This is a genomic window from Pseudomonas sp. FBCC-B1565, from assembly GCF_059133265.1.
On the sequence record NZ_CP101438.1, the window covers coordinates 5804167 to 5821759 of the forward strand.

Genomic DNA, 17593 nt, shown 5'->3' on the forward strand with positions numbered 1-17593 from the left:
TTTGGAACAGAGATGAATTTTTGCGCCCCGCTCGGGGCGTTTTTTTTGTGTGCAGGCGCAGTGACGAATCGTCGCACCTGCCTGACATGGCTTGACCCTAAAGCTACTTCACGGTTCAGAGTTTTCCTACAGCCTCCCCCGCCTCGCCATGAGGCCATGCCCCTTTTCGTTTTCTATGAAGGTAACTCCCCATGCGTATCCTTGTGGTTGAGGACGAGCAAAAAACCGCCGACTACCTGCAGCAAGGCCTGACCGAAAGCGGTTATGTCGTCGACTGCGCCGCCAGCGGCATCGATGGCCTGCACCTGGCCCGGCAGCACAGCTACGAATTGGTGATCCTTGATGTGAACCTGCCCAACACCGACGGTTGGGAAGTGCTGGAGCAACTGCGCCGCGACGGCAACCAGCGCGTGATGATGCTGACCGCGCGCGGCCGGCTGGCCGACAAGATCAAGGGTCTGGACATGGGCGCCGATGATTACCTCGTCAAACCCTTCGAGTTTCCCGAACTGCTCGCCCGCGTGCGCACCTTGCTGCGGCGCAGCGAGCACATCCCGGTGCCGGACGTGCTGCGCGTCTCGGACCTGGAACTGGACCCGCGCCGGCATCGCGCCTACCGCGGCAACCGCCGGATCGACCTGACCACCAAGGAGTTCGCCCTGTTGCACGTGCTGATGCGCCAGAACGGCGAGGTGATGACCCGCACGCAGATCATCTCGCTGGTGTGGGACATGAACTTCGACTGCGACACCAATGTGGTGGAGGTCTCCATCAGCCGCCTGCGGGCCAAGGTCGATGACCAGAGCGAGGTGAAGTTGATCCACACCATTCGCGGCGTGGGTTATGTGCTGGAGGCGCGACCATGAAGACCAGCAGCCTGTCGATGCGCCTGGGGTTGACCGTCAGCCTGATGGGCGCCGGGTTGGTAGTGCTGCTGGCAACCCTGGCGTACCTGGCCCTGACCCACGAGTTGGACAAGCTCGCACGCAAGGGCCTGGAAAACAAAATGGAGCAACTGGCCCATACCCTCGGCCAGGGCCTCGATGAACACCGCATCACCAACCGCCCCCATTCACTGCTGGACCTGGTGATGGGCCACGACAACATCTACCTGACCATCATCGGCGCACGGCCCGATGCACCGGTACTCCTCAGCGTCGGCGCCAAGCCCCAGCAACCGCTGTTGCTCGATGTGCCCACCGGCAAAAACCTGGCCTATCTGAACTGGGTCGATGGCCAGGGCAATCGTATTCTCAGCGCTACGCGCCTGATGCCCTTGCAAGGGGGCGAGTACGTACGCGTGCTGCTGTCGCTGGACCGTTCCGATGATGAAGCGCTGCTCAGTGCCTACCTACGCTCCACGGTGATCGCCCTGCCGATGCTGCTGATCCTGATCGGCATGGGCGCCTGGTGGCTGGTGCAACGCGGGCTTGCGCCCTTGCAGCAGTTCAGCCGGGTGGCGGCCAAGGTCAGCACCCAGGACCTGACCCATCGCCTGGCTCTGGACAACCTGCCCAAGGAACTCGGCGAACTGGCCCAGGGCATCAATTTCATGCTGCATCGCCTGGACGCCGGGGTGCAGCAGCTGTCGCAGTTCTCCGACGATCTGGCCCACGAACTGCGCGCCCCGCTGACCAACCTGATGGGCAAGGCCCAGGTGACCCTGTCCCGCGAGCGGCCCTCGGCGGAGTACAAGGCCAGCCTGGAATCCTGCACCGAAGAAATGGAGCGTCTGTCGCGGATCGTGTCCGACATGTTGTTCCTGGCCCAGGTCAGTCACCCGGCGGCACGGGCCGAATTTGCCCCGGTGTGGTTGGCCGAGGAAGCGCAACGGGTGATGGAACTGTTCGCCCTCAGCGCCGAAGACAAGCACGTGACCCTGAGCCTGCGCGGTGATGCCTGGGTGACCGGGGACCGCTTGATGATCCAGCGCGCCATTTCAAACCTGCTGTCCAATGCCATTCGCCACACCCCCTGCGACTCCAGCGTGTTGCTGCTGGTAGAAAGCTACGACCAGAACGTGTCGCTGTCGGTCGGCAACCCAGGGCGCGGTATCGAGGCCCATCACTTGCCCCACCTGTTCGAACGTTTCTACCGCGCCGACAGCAGCCGTACCCGCGCCGAAGGCGGCACCGGCCTCGGCCTGGCGATTGTGCAGTCGATCATGCACCTGCATCAGGGGCACGCCGAGGTCAGCAGCCAGCCGGGCCGGTTCACACGGTTCAGCCTGGTGTTTCCTCTTCCTTGCGATGCGCCCACTGATACAGGGCCGGCAGCACCAGCAGGGTCAGCAATGTTGAGGAAATGATCCCGCCGATCACCACCGTCGCCAAGGGCCGCTGCACTTCGGCGCCGGTGCCGGTGGCAAGCGCCATGGGGATAAACCCGAGGGACGCCACCAACGCCGTCATCAACACCGGGCGCAGTCGGGTTAGCGCGCCTTCGTTGATCGCCATCGACAATGAGCGCCCTTCCTCACGCAGGTTGCGGATAAAGGCGATCATCACCAGGCCGTTCAGCACCGCCACGCCGGACAAGGCGATAAAGCCCACGCCCGCCGAGATCGACAGCGGAATATCCCGCAGCCACAGCGCCATGATCCCACCGGTCAAGGCGAACGGAATCCCGGTGAACACCAGCAGGCCGTCCTTCAGATTGTTGAACATCATGAACAACAGGCCGAACACCAGCAGCAACGCCACTGGCACCACGATGCGCAGGCGCTCGGAGGCTTCCTTCAACTGTTCGAACTGGCCGCCCCAGGTGGTCCAATAGCCCGCCGGCACTTTCACCTGGGCGATCAAGGCAGCCTCGGCCTCCTCGACAAACGAACCGATATCCCGCCCCCGCACGTTGGCGCTGACGATCACCAGGCGCTTGCCATTCTCGCGGCTGATCTGGTTCGGGCCGAGCACCAGGTCCAGGCTGGCAACCTGGGACAACGCGATAAACCCCAACTGGCCAGACGCGTTACCCGGCACCGGAATCAACAGGCGTGACAACCCGTCGATATCGGTACGCAGAGCGTCGGACAAACGCACGACCATGTCGAAACGACGGTCGCCTTCGTACAACGTACCGGCCTGGCGCCCACCCACGGCGACGGCAATGGTGTCCTGCACATCGCCCGCATTCAGGCCAAAGCGCGCAGCCTTGTCGCGGTCGATATTGATGGTCAGCACCGGCAAGCCGGAGGTCTGCTCAACCTTCACTTCCGAAGCACCATCAAGTTTCTTCAGGGCCTCGGCGATTTCTCCGGCGGTGGCGTTGAGTACGTCCATGTCATCGCCGAACACCTTCACCGCCACATCACTGCGCACGCCGGAAATCAGTTCGTTGAAGCGCAGTTGGATCGGTTGCGACAACTCGTACGCACTGCCCGGCACAATCGCACTGGCACGTTGGATATCGGCGATCAGGGTTTCCCGGGACTTCTTGGGATCCGGCCATTGGTCCTTGGGTTTAAGCATCACGTAGCTGTCAGAAATGTTCGGTGGCATCGGATCCGAAGCAATTTCCGCAGTGCCGGTGCGCGCAAACACTCGCTGGATTTCCGGCACCTGGGCCATCAAGGTTTTTTCCAACTGCTGCTGCATCTGCACCGATTGCGTCAGGCTGGTGCCGGGCACACGCAAGGCCTGCTGGGCGAAATCACCTTCGCTGAGGCTGGGAATAAATTCGCTGCCCATGCGGCTGGCGACAACGCCGGAGGCGACGATGGTCAGTACGGCCAGGCTGAACACCAGCGATCGGTGCGCCATCACCCAGTCCAGCACCGGTGCATAGACTCGGCGTGCACTGCGCATGACGATATTTTCTTCTTCCTTGACCTTGCCGGTGACGAACAACGCAATCGCCGCCGGCACGAAGGTCACCGATAGGATCATCGCGCCCAGCAGGGCGATCACCACGGTAAACGCCATCGGGTGGAACATCTTCCCGGCCACCCCGGTGAGGGCGAAGATCGGCAGGTACACCACCATAATGATCAGCTGTCCGAAGATCAGCGCCCGCCGCGCTTCCTTCGCCGCCGCGAATACTTCATGCAGGCGTTCGCTGCGGGTCAGCAGGCGACCATGCCGCTGTTGCGCGTGGGCCAGGCGGCGGATGGCGTTCTCGACGATCACCACCGCGCCGTCGACGATAATGCCGAAGTCCAGCGCGCCGAGGCTCATCAAGTTGGCGCTGACCTTGTTGGTGAACATCCCGGTAAAAGTGAACAGCATCGCCAGGGGAATCACCATCGCGGTGATCAGCGCAGCGCGGATATTGCCGAGGAACAGGAACAGTACCGCCACCACCAGCAGCGCACCTTCGAAGAGGTTCTTCTTCACGGTGGCGATGGCTTTTTCGACCAGGTTGGTGCGGTCGTAGACCGTGACCGCCACTACGCCCTTAGGCAGCGAGCGGTTGATCTCTTCGAGTTTTTTCGCCACGGCCTGGGACACGCTGCGGCTGTTTTCGCCGATCAACATGAACACCGTGCCCAGTACCACTTCACGGCCGTTTTCAGTGGCGGCGCCGGTGCGCAGTTCGCGGCCGATCTCGACCTGGGCCACATTGCGCACGCGAATCGGCGTGCCGTCCGAGCTGGTGATGACAATGTTGGCGATATCATCGATAGATGCCAACTGCCCCGGCGCCCGGATCAGCAGTTGCTCGCCGCTGCGCTCGATGTAGCCGGCGCCGACGTTAGCGTTATTGCGCTCCAGCGCCGTGACCAGGTCATTCAGGGTCAGGTTATAGGCGGCCAGGCGCTTGGGGTCAGGGGCAATCTGGTACTCCTTGGCGAAGCCACCAATGGTGTTGATCTCGGCCACGCCCGGCACGTTGCGCAGTTGCGGCTTAATGATCCAGTCCTGGATAACCCGCAGGTCGGTGGGCGTGTACGGCGTGCCGTCCTCTTTGCGGGCGCCGTCCTCGGACTCGACGGTCCATAGGAAAATTTCCCCGAGGCCGGTGGAGATAGGCCCCATGACAGTTTCGATGCCGGAAGGTAATTGTTCGCGAGCCACTTGCAGGCGTTCGTTGACCAGTTGGCGGGCGAAGAACAGGTCGGTGCCGTCCTTGAAGATCACCGTCACCTGGGACAAACCGGAACGCGACAATGAGCGGGTCTGCTGCAAGCCAGGCAAACCGGCCATGGCAGTTTCGATGGGAAAGGTGATGCGCTGTTCGGTTTCCAGCGGCGAGTACCCGGCAGCCGCCGAGTTGATCTGCACCTGCACGTTGGTGATGTCGGGCACCGCGTCGATGGGCAATTTCTGGTAGCTGGCGATGCCGACACCGGCCATCAACAGCACCGCCAGCAGCACGATGATGCGCTGCTCGATGGCAAATTGGATAAGGCGCTCAAACATGGGAAATCACTCGCAGGATCAATGGGCGTGCTCGGCCGAGCCTTTGCCCAGTTCGGACTTGAGGATGAAGCTACCGACCGTGGCCACCTGCGCCCCGGCGTCGAGGCCCTGGCGCACTTCGACGTAGCCGTTTTCGCTGGCGCCGAGCTCCAGGTGGCGGGTGATAAAACCCTCTGCGGTGCGGACGAACACCGAGGGTTTGTCCTCGACGGTCTGGATCGCGGCCTGCGGGACGGTGACCTTGGCCTGGTAGGAATCCGTCGCCAATTGCACGCTGACAAACAGCCCAGGGCGCCAGGCGTCGTCGGGGTTGGGCACACTGATGCGCACGGTGGCCGTGCGGGTCTGTTCACCGAGCAGGTTGCCGACATACGCCACAGTGCCCTGCACTTGGGTGCCCATTTCGCTGGAGCTGACGGTGACCGGTTTGCCGACCCGGACCTTGTTCAAGTCCTTGGGAAACACACCGAAGGTCACCCACACCTGGGACAGGTCCGAGAGGGTGAAAGCGTTGCTGGTCTCGCTGACGACTTCACCGACGCCCAGGTGTTTTTCCACCACGACACCTGCGAACGGGGCGCGCAGTTCGTAGCGATTACCGCCGACCAGCACAGCGCTGCCGCTCAACGCAGTCATCTTTTGGCGAGCGTTGTCGAGGGCAATCTCGGCTTCCTGCAAAGCCTGGCGCGCCAGCAGGTAATCCTGTTCGGCGGAGATCTTGTCCTGCCACAACTGCCGTTCGCGCTGGAAGGTGGTGCGCGCCAACTCAACCCGGCGCTCGCTGGCGGCCAGCTCACTGCGCTGGTCGGAGATCTGCTGGCTGGCAATTACCGCCAATAGCTCGCCCTTCTTCACCGACTGGCCAAGGTTGGCCTGGACGGATTCCACCACGCCCGCCACACGCGGGATGATGTGGGAGGTGCGGTCTTCGTCGAAACGCACTTCGCCCGGCAATGTCAGCAGCGTGCTGATCGTGCGGGGTTGGGCTTGCGCCAGTTGAATACCGGCGGCCTGGATCTGCTGCTCGGTGAGTTCGAGGGCGCCTTCTTCCTCGTCGGCCCTGGCAAGGCCGGACAGCATCAGGCCCAGGGCGACGGCAAGTGCCACGCCGTGTCGGTTATTCATAAAACACTCCAAAGACAATCAAAACCGGGCGAGGTCGCCGTAGATCCGTTCGATACGCACCCAGGCGTCAGTGGCCTGGGCGGTGGCGGTGAGGTACTGGTTGCGCGCAGCGATCAGGGTGCGCTGCGCATCGAGCACGTCGAGGTAGCTGAACTTGCCCATCTCGAAACCACGGGTGGCGCTGTCCACTGCACTTTGCGCGGCGGGCAGGATCTGCTGGTTGAATGCGCGCACTTCGGTATTGGCGGTTTGCCACAGGTCCAGCGCCTGGCGGGTTTCGGTGCGCAGGCGCAGTTCGGTGGCGTTGCGCAGGTCGCGGGCCTGATCGGCACGGCGGGTGGCGGCGAGCACGTTGCCCTGATTGCGGTTGAACAGCGGGATCGGCATCGATACGCCCACCAGGTTCACGCGCTCGCGCACGCTAGCGTCGTACTGGCTGCCGATGGACACATCGAGGTCGGGAATGCGTTGGGCTTTTTCCAGGCCGACGCTGGCTTCGTTTTGCAGGATGTTCAGTTCGGCCAGGCGCAGTTCCGTGGTCTGCTCAAGGCGCGTCAACAACTGCGCAACCGGCGGCAGGGGCGGTGTGGATTGGGGCTGTGTGGCGACGACCTGGAAATCCGCGCCGGCACTGCCAGTACTCGCGGCCAGGCGGCGATAGGCGTCGGTGAGGCCGACCTGTGCGCGGTTCAATTCCAGGCGCATTTCCGATAGCTGTACCTGCGCACGGGTTGCCTCTACCGGCGACGCTTTGCCCGCCGCGACGCGACCATTGGCAACGCCCAGGCCGCGCTCGGCCACAGCCATGGAACGCTGCGCCAGGTCGAGGCGCTCCTGGGCACGCAACGCGCCGTAGTAGTTGTCGATGACGTCAGCGCGCAGTGTGTTGCGGCGCTGTTCCAAGGTCAGGGCGGCGGCGTCCTGGGCACGGCTGGCCACGTCAATGCGCGCACCACGCTTGCCGCCCAGTTCAAGGGTCTGGCTGAGCTTGATGGAGGTGGTGCGAGAGTTGCGACGGGTGTCTTCGGCATCCCAGGAGAGCACCGGGTTGGGGATCAAACCGGCCTGCTGGCGGCCGCCCTGGGTGATGTCGATTTCCCATTGTGCGGCCGCTAGGTCAGGGTTATTGGCGAAGGCGGTTTGCAGGGCTGAATTGAGGGTGAGGGTCTGTGCCTGGGCAGCGCTAGCGACCAGCCACAACGCCCCCGCCCCCAAGAGTTTTCTAACGGAAATTGCCATAACGAGAGTTCCACGCCCAAGAAATACTAGCCGGGGCAATGTAGCGGTCACGACTTATCAGGGCGGTGGAGCAAAGATTACAAATCCGACAGCAATGGCTCTGCGGCGGGCATTTCGGCGGCCTGTCGCTGATCGCACCAAAACGATACATAAGCACTTGGCTATCGCGGTATCAGGTATGCTTTTCGGGCAGGAAACAAAAAGAAACAATTCTCCCAACCTGTTCGATAAGGAGTCCCGCCTTGGAGTTATCGACTGCCGCGTGGATGGTTCACGACACTCGCCTTATGTTTTGTGTACTGCTGGCCATCGCCAGCATCATCGTGCTGATCAGCGCGACCAAGTTGCCGCCATTCCTGTCGATCCTGATCGGCACCTTCATCGCCGGTGTCGGCGCCGGCCTGCCGCCGGAAGAAGTCGCCAAGGCCTTCAGCAAAGGTGCCGGGGCGATCCTCGGTGAGGCCGGGATCATCATTGCCCTGGGCTCGATGCTCGGCGCATTGATGGCCGAATCCGGCGCGGCCGACCGCATTGCCACCACCCTGCTCGGGCTGGGCAAGGGCAAGTCATTGCCGTGGGTGATGGCGCTCGTGGCGATGGTGATCGGCCTGCCGCTGTTCTTCGAAGTGGGCCTGGTGATGATGGTGCCGATCATCTTTGTAATGGCCAAGCGGTCGAACCAGCCGCTGCTGAAAATCGCCATCCCGGCGCTGGCCGGCATGACCACCCTGCACGCCCTGATGCCACCGCATCCGGGGCCGCTGATTGCGGTGGGCGCGTTACACGCCGACCTCGGCCTGACCATGTTGCTGGGCTTCTGCCTGGCGGTGCCAGCGGTGATCCTGGCCGGCCCGATCTACGGCAACTGGCTGTCCAAGCGCCTGCAGGTGGATGAACCGGCGGACATCGGCGCACTGTTCAGCGCACCGCCCAAGGCGCCGCGCCAACCGAGCTTCGGCGTGTCGTTGCTGATCATTCTGTTGCCGGTGATCCTGATGCTGGGCAGCACCTTGGCCAAGGTCGCGCTGCCGGCGGAAAGCACCCTCGGCCTGACCTTGAAGTTTCTCGGCGAACCGCTGATCGCCCTCGGCCTGGCTGTGATCGCCGCCGTAATCTGCCTGGGCTGGGCCGCTGGCATGCCTAGGGCCGACGTGGGCAACACCCTGCGCAAAGCCCTCGCCCCCATCGCCGTCTTGCTGCTCACCATCGGCGCTGGCGGTGGCCTCAAGCAAACCCTGCTGGATGCTGGTGTGAGCCAGACCATCAGCAAGGTCGCCGAAGGCGCGCACATGCCCTACCTGCTAATGGCGTGGCTGATCGCAGTTGCGTTGCGCCAGGCAACGGGTTCGGCGACAGTCGCCACCACCACGACGGCGGGCATTCTCGCGCCGATGATGGCCGGGCTGGCGGTGACGCAAAGCTCGTTGGTCGCGCTGGCAATCGGCGCCGGCTCGGTGTTCTTCTGCCACGTCAACGACGCCGGGTTCTGGATGGTGCGTGAGTACTTTGGCTTGCAGTTGAAGCAGACGATCTGGGTGTGGTCGGTGTTGCAGACGATTGTCTCAGTCGTCGGTCTGGTGGGGACGCTGGTGCTTTGGCACTTCTTGACTTAATCCGACGCAGCCAACGTGTGGCGTTTTCCAAACAACGCCACACTCCCCACCCCCACCGCCCCCATCACCACGCAATACCCCACGCAGATCCACGGGCTGGTCGGCATCAGTGCAATCAGCAGCAGCGGCGTGGTACTCGCCCACAGCGCGTAGGCAATGTTGTAGGTGAAGGAAATCCCCGACACCCGCACCTGCGCCGGAAACAGGCCCACCATCACCGACGGCACCGCGCCGACCACGCCGCAACTGAGGCCCGCCACGGCATACGCCGCGCCCAGCCAGATTCCGCCGTTGATCAGGCTGGCGTACAGCACCGCGATCCCCGCCGGCAGCAACAGGCTGTAGACCAGCACCGCGCGCCAGGCGCCGATGCGGTCCACCAGCAGGCCGGCCAGTACGCAGCCGATATTCAGGAACACGATGCCCAAGGCGCTCAAGGCGAAGGTGTGGCTGGGGCTCATGCCGAAGGTTTTCTGCATCATGGTCGGGGTGATGACCACCAGCACGACGACGGCAGAGGTAAGCACGCAGGTGAGGATCATCGCCGGCAGCAACACCGCGCGATGGTCACGCAGCACGGCACGCAGCGGGAGTTCGGCGGCGGCCTGGCGGCGGGCCTGCATTTCGAGGAACACCGGGGTTTCGCTGAGCCAGCGGCGCAGCCACACGCCGATCACGCCGAACACACCGCCGAGCAGGAACGGGAAGCGCCAGGCGTAGTCGAGGATTTCTGCAGGGGTGAAGACTTGCGCCAGCAGTGTGGCAGTGAGGGCGCCGAGCAGGTAGCCAAAGGTCAGGCCGGCTTGCAGGAAGCCCAGGGCGTAGCCGCGATGATGGGGCGGTGCGTGTTCGGCGACGAAGGTCCAGGCGCTGGGCACTTCACCGCCGACCGCTGCGCCTTGCAGCACGCGCAGCGCCAGCAGGATCAACGGAGCGAAGTAACCGATTTGCGCATAGGTGGGCATGATCCCGATCAGCAGGCAAGGCAAGGCCATCATCAGGATGCTTAGGCTGAACACGCGCTTGCGTCCCAGGTGATCGGCGAAGTGCGCCATCAGGATGCCGCCCAGCGGGCGCGCCAGGTAGCCGGTGACGAAGATCCCGAAGCTTTGCAGCAGGCGCAGCCACTCGGGCATTTCCGGCGGGAAGAACAGCTGGCTCAAGGTCAGCGCGAAAAACACGAAGATGATGAAGTCGTAGATTTCCAGGGCGCCACCCAGGGCGGCCAGGCCCAGGGTTTTGTAGTCGGAGCGGGAAAAACGCTGCGCCTGCGTAGGAAAGGTGGCAGTCATGTGGAGGCTCGGTAGACAAACAAAATGGCGTGCAGGTTATGAGCTGAGCCCAATGATGGCAATCGCGGCAGATATATTTGTTTTCCTCATGGATCGATGAAGATAACTGCATTCCCATATCAATGGCCGTAGCGGAACATGCCGGAAAAATCGCCTGCACCCTAATAACTATAAGAGGAAAGACTCATGGCCGATGCTATCGAAGAAAGCCGCTATGCCCGATTTGCCCTGCGTTGTTCCAATTTCGCCGAGCGCTGGTTTCCAGACTCCTGGGTATTCGCCGCCCTTGCGGTGATCATCGTTGCCGTGGCGACCCTGGGTATGGGCGCCGCACCGACCGAGGCCGCCAAGGCCTTTGGTGATGGGTTCTGGAGCCTGATCCCGTTCACCATGCAGATGGCCTTTGTGGTGATCGGCGGTTATGTGGTGGCCAGCTCGCCGCCCGCCGTGAAACTGATCGACCGCCTGGCGCGAATCCCGAAGAACGGGCGCTCGGCGGTGGCCTGGGTGGCGCTGATCTCAATGGTCGCCTCGTTGCTGAACTGGGGCTTATCGCTGGTGTTTGGCGGTTTGCTGGTACGGGCGCTGGCACGGCGCACGGATCTGCGCATGGATTACCGTGCTGCCGGTGCCGCGGCGTATCTGGGGCTCGGTGCCGTGTGGGCGTTGGGGTTGTCGTCCTCGGCGGCTCAGTTGCAGGCCAACCCGGCGAGCCTGCCGCCGTCGATTCTGTCGATCACGGGGGTGATCCCGTTCACCGACACCATCTTCCTGTGGCAATCCGGCGTGCTGTTGCTGGCGTTGATCGTGGTGTCGCTGATTATCGCCTACGCCACCGCACCCGGCCCGAACAGCGCCCGCGATGCCAAGGCCTGTGGAGTCGACCCGGCGTTCAACCTGCCCAAGCTGCAAGCCCCGACCCGCCCGGGCGAGTGGCTGGAACACAGCCCATTGCTGACCATCCTGCTGGCATTGCTGGCGGCCGGTTGGCTGTTCCATGAGTTCTCGACCAAACCGGCGATCAGCGCAATCTCGGGGCTGAACACCTATAACTTCCTGTTCATCATGACCGGCGCCCTGCTGCACTGGCGCCCGCGCAGCTTCCTTGATGCAGTGGCGCGGGCGGTGCCGACCACCACTGGCGTGCTGATCCAGTTCCCGCTGTATGGCTCGATCGCCGCGCTGATGACGGTGGTCAAGGGCGGTGACGGCCAGACCCTGGCGCACCATATCTCGACCTTCTTCACCTCCATCGCGTCCCACGACACCTACGCGCTGCTGATGGGCGTGTATTCGGCGGTGCTGGGCTTCTTCATCCCGTCGGGCGGTGGCAAGTGGATCATCGAAGCGCCGTACGTGATGCAAGTGGCCAATGACCTGCAATACCACCTGGGCTGGGCCGTGCAGATCTACAACGCCGCCGAGGCGCTGCCGAACCTGATCAACCCGTTCTATATGCTGCCGCTACTGGGGGTATTGGGGTTGAAGGCACGGGACTTGATCGGATTCTCGTTCGTGCAGTTGCTGGTGCATACGCCGCTGGTGTTGTTCCTGCTTTGGGCGCTGGGGACGACGTTGAAGTATTTGCCGCCGGTGATGCCCTAAAAGCACCTTCTGATCTAACGCGTGGGGTTGTCCTACTCCAGACAACGGCAACCCCCGGCTTCACCCACCAATACCGTTGATTAACCTGACTCGGACTCCTACTCACCTAGCACCAAGGAAACTCCGATGACGCCCCTATCCAAATCACTGGAAGAGTTGATCACTGATATTTACCAGGACGGCAACGTTTCAGTCACTGAATACAGGACCTTGCGCGACGACGCAGATCGCCGCATGGCCGCTGTGGTCAAGGAGTTCGGCCTGCACAACAACGTGACCGCCTTCCAGAAATCGATCGACGTGGCCATGCAGTTGTTGCAGAGCAGTGTCATCGATGCAAAGAAAGCCAGGCTGACCGACACGGGCGAGGCCATCGTCAAGGACGCGGTGACGGCCCAGGTCGAGTACTTGCGCGCCGGCAGCGAGTTGGCACTGCGTCTGCTGTGATCCTCTGATTCAAATCACTGTCTTCGTTCCGTCACATTGCATTGCTACCGTCCTGCGAAATATCTTGCAACACCTCGCCAAGGACTCCCCGCAATGAGCGACGAGCACGAAGACCGCCCTTCCCCCGATTCCGCAGCCCAACCGCCCGTCGACACCAGCCGTCGGCGTTTCCTGGGGGGCGCGGCGGTGTTGGGGGTCGGTGCGACCCTGAGTGCCTGCGGCAATACCAGCGAAGCACCGGGCAAACCGGTGGCGCGGCCGCTGACGCCGCAAGAGTTGGACAAGGCCTTGCGTGAGCAGGTGAAAACCGTGGTGGTGATCTACGCCGAAAACCGCAGTTTCAACAACTTGTTTGCGGACTTCCCGGGTGTTGAGAAACCGCTGTCGGCGCTATCCGCCGCCGACACGCAGCAGCGTGACCGCGATGGCAGCTTGTTGACCAGCCTGCCTCCGACGTGGGGCGGCGTGCTGCAAGTCGGCCCGCAAACGGTGGACGGGGTGACCTACCCCAGCGAAGTGCAATTCCAGGAAAACCTGCCCAACGCACCCTTCGCCCTCAAGGGCCCGAACGCCGAAGACCTGCCCCTGAGCCTGGTCACCCGTGACCTGTGGCACGTGTTCTACCAGAACCAGATGCAGATCAACGGCGGCAAGAATGACAACTTCGTCGCCTGGGCCGACTCCGGCGGCCTGGTGATGGGGCATTACACCCAGAGTCGTTATGCCCTGCGCCTGTGGGATGTGGCCAAGGAGTTTGTGCTCTGCGATAACTTCTTCCAGGGGGCGTTTGGCGGCTCGTTCCTCAATCACCAATACCTGATCAGCGCCACCGCGCCGTTTTACCCGAATGCCGCGCAATCGGTGGCCAAGGCGCAGATCGCCACGCTGCAAAGCGATGACCCGACCGACCCGCGCCTCAAGCCCCTGGACAAGTCCCCCGCCAGCGCGATGACCGGCCCGCCGCAGTTCGGCCCCAGCGCGCTGACCCCGGATGGCTACGGCGTGAACACCCTGGCTCCACCGTACTGGCCGACCTGGATCCGCGACCCGGAAAACCCGGACTACTCCAAGCCTGACCTGCCCAACGTGCTGGTGCCGCAAACCCACGAACACATCGGCGACAAGCTGTCGAAGAAGAACGTCGACTGGGCGTGGTACGCCGGCGCGTGGCAAGCGACGCTGGACCAGTTCAAGGATTCGGGCGGTATTCCGAAAATCCCGAACTTCCAGTATCACCACCAGCCATTCAATTACTTCAAGCAGCAAGGCCCCGAGAACCGCACCGAGCGCGACAAGCGCCTGCGCGATGGCGGTTTGGGGGACGAGTCGAGCACCAACAAGTTCTTTGCCGACGCCCAGGCTGGCAAGCTGCCCGCCGTGACCTTCTACAAACCCCAGGGCAACCTGAACATGCACGCAGGCTATGCCGACGTCGCCTCGGGCGACCGCCATATCGCCCGTGCCTTGAAGGTGCTGCAAGAGAGCCCGCAGTGGAAAAACATGGTGGTGGTGGTGACGGTCGACGAAAACGGCGGTTGGTGGGACCACGTGGCACCGCCCAAGGGCGACCGCTGGGGCCCTGGCACGCGGATTCCGGCGCTGGTGGTGTCGCCGTTCGCCCGCAAAGGCACGGTGGACCATACGGTGTACGACACCGCGTCGATCCTGCGCCTGATCACCCGGGTGTTCCAGTTGGAAACCCTGGACGGCCTCAAGCAACGCGACGATGCGATGATCGCCCGCGGCCAGAAACCCATGGGCGACTTGAGCAACGCGTTGCAGTTCAGCGTGTAGGTTTTCTTATCCAATAGCGACACGCCCGGTGATTTAGCACGCGGTTTTCCTGGTCAGCCGCTACTGTGTTGGGGTGGGCTTTCACCCCGCGCAGACGGGCTTTCGCTGACAAGGAAACAACCATGTTCAAACCAACCAGGCTGTCCTTCACCCTGGCCGCACTGATGGCGAGTGCGGCGGTACAGGCCGACATCGAGGTGCCGCTGGGGAGCACGCAGCGCGTGACTCAGCTGTTCGCATTCCCCAATAACTGCAATGTGATCTGCTTTCGGCCCTGGACGCTGGAACAGACTGCCGAGCATTACTTGAACCAGAGCCTGCAACGGGACGGGTACAGCCGGGCAAAAGTCAGCGTCAAGACCCATGACGGCCAGGTATCGGCGACCTTCAGCGGCGTGCCGGACAGTTATGGCCAACCGCTGACCACCCTGCTCAATACCGCCGACCTGGCCTATCAAGGCGCCAGCAAGCTCAACAGCGATGGTAAATGGGCCTACAACTGGTACCTGTTCCTGCCGCTGGGCATGGCCCTGGAAAATCGCAAAAGCATCGAGCTGCTGCACTTCCCGCCGGACTACTCGCTGACCCAGGCCCAGGACTACCTGGAATCGGCCACCACCGACCGCTGGGCTACCCTGTTGACCGACAATGGCATCCCGGCCACCGAAACGCCGGCTTACCAGACCATCATCGATATCGCGCCCATCGCCGCGCCGTCCAATGCAGGCAAGGACCTGGAAACCGTCTACAGCTACTTCACCGACTACCAGACGCGCATGGTCCGGGAGTTGAGCCTGCCGGCCAAAGGGGCGTTGCCGATGGTGGCGTTCGGCGCACCGGTGCGCAGCTGGATCAAGCAACAATACGGGCAGACGGTAGGCGTGCTGGGCCTGGCGCAGATCAGCCCCGCCGCCGGCCAAACCGTTTCGGTGCTGGGATCGAACCACCCCAGTTACATCTGGTATGCCGCGAGCCCCGACACCTACGACGGCAACGAACAGAAAGCCGACGAGGCCGGCTTGAAGGTCATGGGCCAGGACCTGAGCGCCGCCTGCTGGCAGGCCGGGATGGGCCAGAAACCCGCGAGCGATCCGAATGTCTTGCTCAAGGCCTGCATGAATACCTGGCAAGTCACGCGCAAGGAGCAGACGTGCGAGCTGTTCTACACCTCGGTGCGCAATCTTTCCCCGCAAGACGCGAATGCCAAGTGCGCTACGCCCACCATCAAGACCCAATTGAAACAGCTGCGCAATGCGGCCCCAACCCCGACGGTCAGTGCGCCGGCGCTGTAAATCACACAAAAAACAGCCGATTTCTACTGTCAACATTGACAGTAGAAATCGGCTCCATGTTCAGCGAGTCTTGAGCCGCGCCCATCCGCTGCAAGACTGGTAGTCAGCCACCACCCGCAGGTCGATGCAGCCTAAACCAGGAGAGTTATGAAAACTCAGGCCATGGATAAGGCTAAAACCGCTGCGAGTGACTGCCTTTACCCTTTCAAGTCCAAACTCGGAAAAGGCTACCCAACTCGCAAGCAATTCGAGGTGGTGCACAACATTGCTGGCGTGGGCGTCGGAATCAAGGCGAGCATGGCCTTTGACAGCCGCGTGTGCATCGCCAAGATCTCCGGCTATGCCCTGAGCGAGCGATGCCTGCACACTTTGCAGCTTTCGTCGCGCATCCACCTCTACGACTGCTGGTTCAGCGGCCTGCTGTCGCACTCGTGCAAACCGAACGTGTTTCTCGACTTGCACTACCTGGAGGTCTGGACCTTGCACGAGATCATGGCCGGCACCCTGCTGACCATGGATTACGCCAGCACCGAAGACGTGCTGTTCCAACAGTTTGCCTGCCAATGCGGCGAGTTGAACTGCCGGGGCTGGATTACCGGTCGCGATGAGCCGCTGAACGCCGAGGGGCAGGCGTTCATGGCTCAGTGGCGCGACCGTAAACGATCTTAGGCTTCGCCCAGCGGACGCAGGCGGTACTGCGGTGGCAACTGTTCGAAACCACTGATGGTGGTATTCAAGCTCTTCCAGCGGCCATCCTTGATGCCGTAGATGCAACCGTGGATCGACAGGCTCTGCCCACGGTGCCAGGCGTTCTGCACGATGCTGGTGTGACCGACGTTGGCCACTTGCTGGATCACGTTCAACTCGCAAAGACGGTCGACGCGCTCTTCTTCAGTCGGCAACTGGGCCAGCAGGTCGCGGTTCTCGTAGTAGAGGTCGCGAATGGTGCGCAACCAGCCGTCGATCAGGCCGAACTGGCGGTCCTGCATCGAGGCGCGCACGCCGCCGCAGCCATAGTGGCCGGTGACCAGGATGTGTTTGACCTTGAGCACGTCCACCGCGTACTGAATCACCGACAGGCAATTGAGGTCGGTGTGCAGCACCACGTTGGCGACGTTACGGTGCACGAACAGATCACCCGGCAGCATGCCGACAATCTCGTTGGCCGGGACGCGGGCGTCTGAACAGCCGATCCACAGGTATTCCGGGGTTTGCTGGCGGGCGAGCTTGGCGAAGAATTCGGGATCTTCCTGTTTAATCGCGTCCGCCCAGCGTTCATTGTTATCAAGCAGGTCTTGTAGTTCGTTCATCAGGGAAAGCCTCAGGAATGATGCGCAGTTTTGTGACTGACAACCCCGCGTCCAGGTCACGCTCAGCACGAATCAGCTTGAATCTTTAGCCCTCCGTGCCTGTCCACACACTATAAGCCCCACAGTATGAGGATTGGCCATGACTGAATCACGACGTCCCTACGGCGCTACACAGCCCGAACCGATTGATGATAATGAAGATCGCATGGGCTCGATGCGTGAGCTGGATTTTGAAGAAGACGCGCCCACCACGCATATCGGTGACGAACGGGTGCGGGAGGCCGGGATGACCGGGGCTTCAACCGAAGACCATGAAGCGACGGACGATGACATGAGCCCTGAAACGCTGATCCATGAAGATGGAGCACGGGATGCTCAGGAAGCGGGCGAAAGCGAACCGGCGGACTGGGACCTGAGTATCGTCGATGAGGATGAGATCGGTGGGGGCAATGGCCTGGATGAGGCCGAATTGGCAGATATTGATCCAGTAGACGGTAACCGCTGACAAAACGTGCC

The 17593-nt window shown here is 62.3% G+C and carries 14 protein-coding genes; 9 read left to right on the forward strand and 5 right to left on the reverse strand.

Translation table 11 applies throughout. The annotated features are described in order from the left end of the window. The first annotated feature begins 191 nt into the window (after positions 1-191). Both NL123_RS27010 and NL123_RS27015 read left to right on the forward strand, forming a co-directional pair. Positions 192-866 (forward strand): heavy metal response regulator transcription factor, encoded by a 675-nt coding sequence (locus NL123_RS27010; RefSeq protein ID WP_248485972.1) that lies wholly within the window; start codon positions 192-194, stop codon positions 864-866. Then, the gene (locus NL123_RS27015; RefSeq protein WP_494356693.1) at positions 863-2308 is read left to right on the forward strand and encodes a heavy metal sensor histidine kinase; all 1446 of its coding nucleotides are present in this window, start codon (positions 863-865) and stop codon (positions 2306-2308) included. The genes NL123_RS27010 and NL123_RS27015 overlap by 4 nt, the downstream gene beginning before the upstream one ends. Here the strand turns inward: NL123_RS27015 and NL123_RS27020 are convergent. Genes NL123_RS27020 through NL123_RS27030 form a run of 3 tightly spaced genes read right to left on the reverse strand, consistent with a single transcriptional unit; the run spans position 2223 to position 7724 of the window. Further along, a complete protein-coding gene (locus tag NL123_RS27020; RefSeq protein WP_494356694.1) occupies positions 2223-5360 on the reverse strand; it encodes a CusA/CzcA family heavy metal efflux RND transporter in 3138 nt (1045 codons plus the stop codon). The genes NL123_RS27015 and NL123_RS27020 overlap by 86 nt on opposite strands. 18 nt (positions 5361-5378) lie before the next feature. Beyond that, positions 5379-6485, reverse strand: coding sequence for an efflux RND transporter periplasmic adaptor subunit (locus NL123_RS27025; RefSeq protein ID WP_248485969.1), 1107 nt, complete (start codon positions 6483-6485; stop codon positions 5379-5381). Between the two features lie 18 nt (positions 6486-6503). Next, a complete protein-coding gene (locus NL123_RS27030) occupies positions 6504-7724 on the reverse strand; it encodes a TolC family protein (protein WP_248485968.1) in 1221 nt (406 codons plus the stop codon). Between the two features lie 242 nt (positions 7725-7966). On the opposite strand from NL123_RS27030, the gene NL123_RS27035 reads away from it, so the two are divergent. Continuing rightward, a complete protein-coding gene (locus NL123_RS27035; RefSeq protein ID WP_494356695.1) occupies positions 7967-9337 on the forward strand; it encodes a GntT/GntP/DsdX family permease in 1371 nt (456 codons plus the stop codon). Here NL123_RS27035 and NL123_RS27040 read toward each other — a convergent pair. Beyond that, positions 9334-10629: an MFS transporter gene (locus NL123_RS27040; protein WP_494356696.1), complete on the reverse strand. Its 1296-nt coding sequence runs from the start codon at positions 10627-10629 to the stop codon at positions 9334-9336. The genes NL123_RS27035 and NL123_RS27040 overlap by 4 nt on opposite strands. 186 nt (positions 10630-10815) lie before the next feature. On the opposite strand from NL123_RS27040, the gene NL123_RS27045 reads away from it, so the two are divergent. From NL123_RS27045 to NL123_RS27065, 5 genes are all read left to right on the forward strand, one after another. After that, positions 10816-12234, forward strand: a complete 1419-nt coding sequence (locus NL123_RS27045; protein ID WP_058423151.1) for a short-chain fatty acid transporter — start codon at positions 10816-10818, stop codon at positions 12232-12234. A 126-nt stretch (positions 12235-12360) separates the two neighbouring features. Next, complete coding sequence (locus NL123_RS27050; RefSeq protein ID WP_248485966.1) at positions 12361-12681, forward strand: hypothetical protein; 321 nt, start codon at positions 12361-12363, stop codon at positions 12679-12681. Positions 12682-12774: 93 nt separating this feature from the next. Further along, positions 12775-14475, forward strand: a complete 1701-nt coding sequence (locus NL123_RS27055; protein ID WP_494356697.1) for an acid phosphatase — start codon at positions 12775-12777, stop codon at positions 14473-14475. 122 nt (positions 14476-14597) lie between these two features. Beyond that, complete coding sequence (locus tag NL123_RS27060) at positions 14598-15767, forward strand: hypothetical protein (protein ID WP_248485964.1); 1170 nt, start codon at positions 14598-14600, stop codon at positions 15765-15767. Positions 15768-15914: 147 nt separating this feature from the next. Beyond that, a complete protein-coding gene (locus tag NL123_RS27065; RefSeq protein ID WP_248485963.1) occupies positions 15915-16436 on the forward strand; it encodes an SET domain-containing protein-lysine N-methyltransferase in 522 nt (173 codons plus the stop codon). Here NL123_RS27065 and can read toward each other — a convergent pair. Then, positions 16433-17077 carry a carbonate dehydratase gene (gene can, locus NL123_RS27070; protein ID WP_010213394.1) on the reverse strand — a complete coding sequence of 215 codons (645 nt, stop codon included), beginning with the start codon at positions 17075-17077 and terminating at the stop codon, positions 16433-16435. The genes NL123_RS27065 and can overlap by 4 nt on opposite strands. A 139-nt stretch (positions 17078-17216) precedes the next feature. On the opposite strand from can, the gene NL123_RS27075 reads away from it, so the two are divergent. Next, the gene (locus NL123_RS27075; RefSeq protein WP_248485962.1) at positions 17217-17582 is read left to right on the forward strand and encodes a serine kinase/phosphatase; all 366 of its coding nucleotides are present in this window, start codon (positions 17217-17219) and stop codon (positions 17580-17582) included. Positions 17583-17593 lie beyond the last annotated feature (11 nt).

Bases quoted from the DNA above. Each gene is read 5' to 3' on its own strand.
- NL123_RS27010 (WP_248485972.1), top strand. From the start codon at position 192: ATGCGTATCCTTGTGGTTGAGGACGAGCAAAAAACCGCCGACTACCTG.
- NL123_RS27015 (WP_494356693.1), top strand. From the start codon at position 863: ATGAAGACCAGCAGCCTGTCGATGCGCCTGGGGTTGACCGTCAGCCTG.
- NL123_RS27020 (WP_494356694.1), bottom strand. From the start codon at position 5,360: ATGTTTGAGCGCCTTATCCAATTTGCCATCGAGCAGCGCATCATCGTG.
- NL123_RS27025 (WP_248485969.1), bottom strand. From the start codon at position 6,485: ATGAATAACCGACACGGCGTGGCACTTGCCGTCGCCCTGGGCCTGATG.
- NL123_RS27030 (WP_248485968.1), bottom strand. From the start codon at position 7,724: ATGGCAATTTCCGTTAGAAAACTCTTGGGGGCGGGGGCGTTGTGGCTG.
- NL123_RS27040 (WP_494356696.1), bottom strand. From the start codon at position 10,629: ATGACTGCCACCTTTCCTACGCAGGCGCAGCGTTTTTCCCGCTCCGAC.
- NL123_RS27045 (WP_058423151.1), top strand. From the start codon at position 10,816: ATGGCCGATGCTATCGAAGAAAGCCGCTATGCCCGATTTGCCCTGCGT.
- NL123_RS27050 (WP_248485966.1), top strand. From the start codon at position 12,361: ATGACGCCCCTATCCAAATCACTGGAAGAGTTGATCACTGATATTTAC.
- NL123_RS27055 (WP_494356697.1), top strand. From the start codon at position 12,775: ATGAGCGACGAGCACGAAGACCGCCCTTCCCCCGATTCCGCAGCCCAA.
- NL123_RS27060 (WP_248485964.1), top strand. From the start codon at position 14,598: ATGTTCAAACCAACCAGGCTGTCCTTCACCCTGGCCGCACTGATGGCG.
- NL123_RS27065 (WP_248485963.1), top strand. From the start codon at position 15,915: ATGAAAACTCAGGCCATGGATAAGGCTAAAACCGCTGCGAGTGACTGC.
- can (WP_010213394.1), bottom strand. From the start codon at position 17,077: ATGAACGAACTACAAGACCTGCTTGATAACAATGAACGCTGGGCGGAC.
- NL123_RS27075 (WP_248485962.1), top strand. From the start codon at position 17,217: ATGACTGAATCACGACGTCCCTACGGCGCTACACAGCCCGAACCGATT.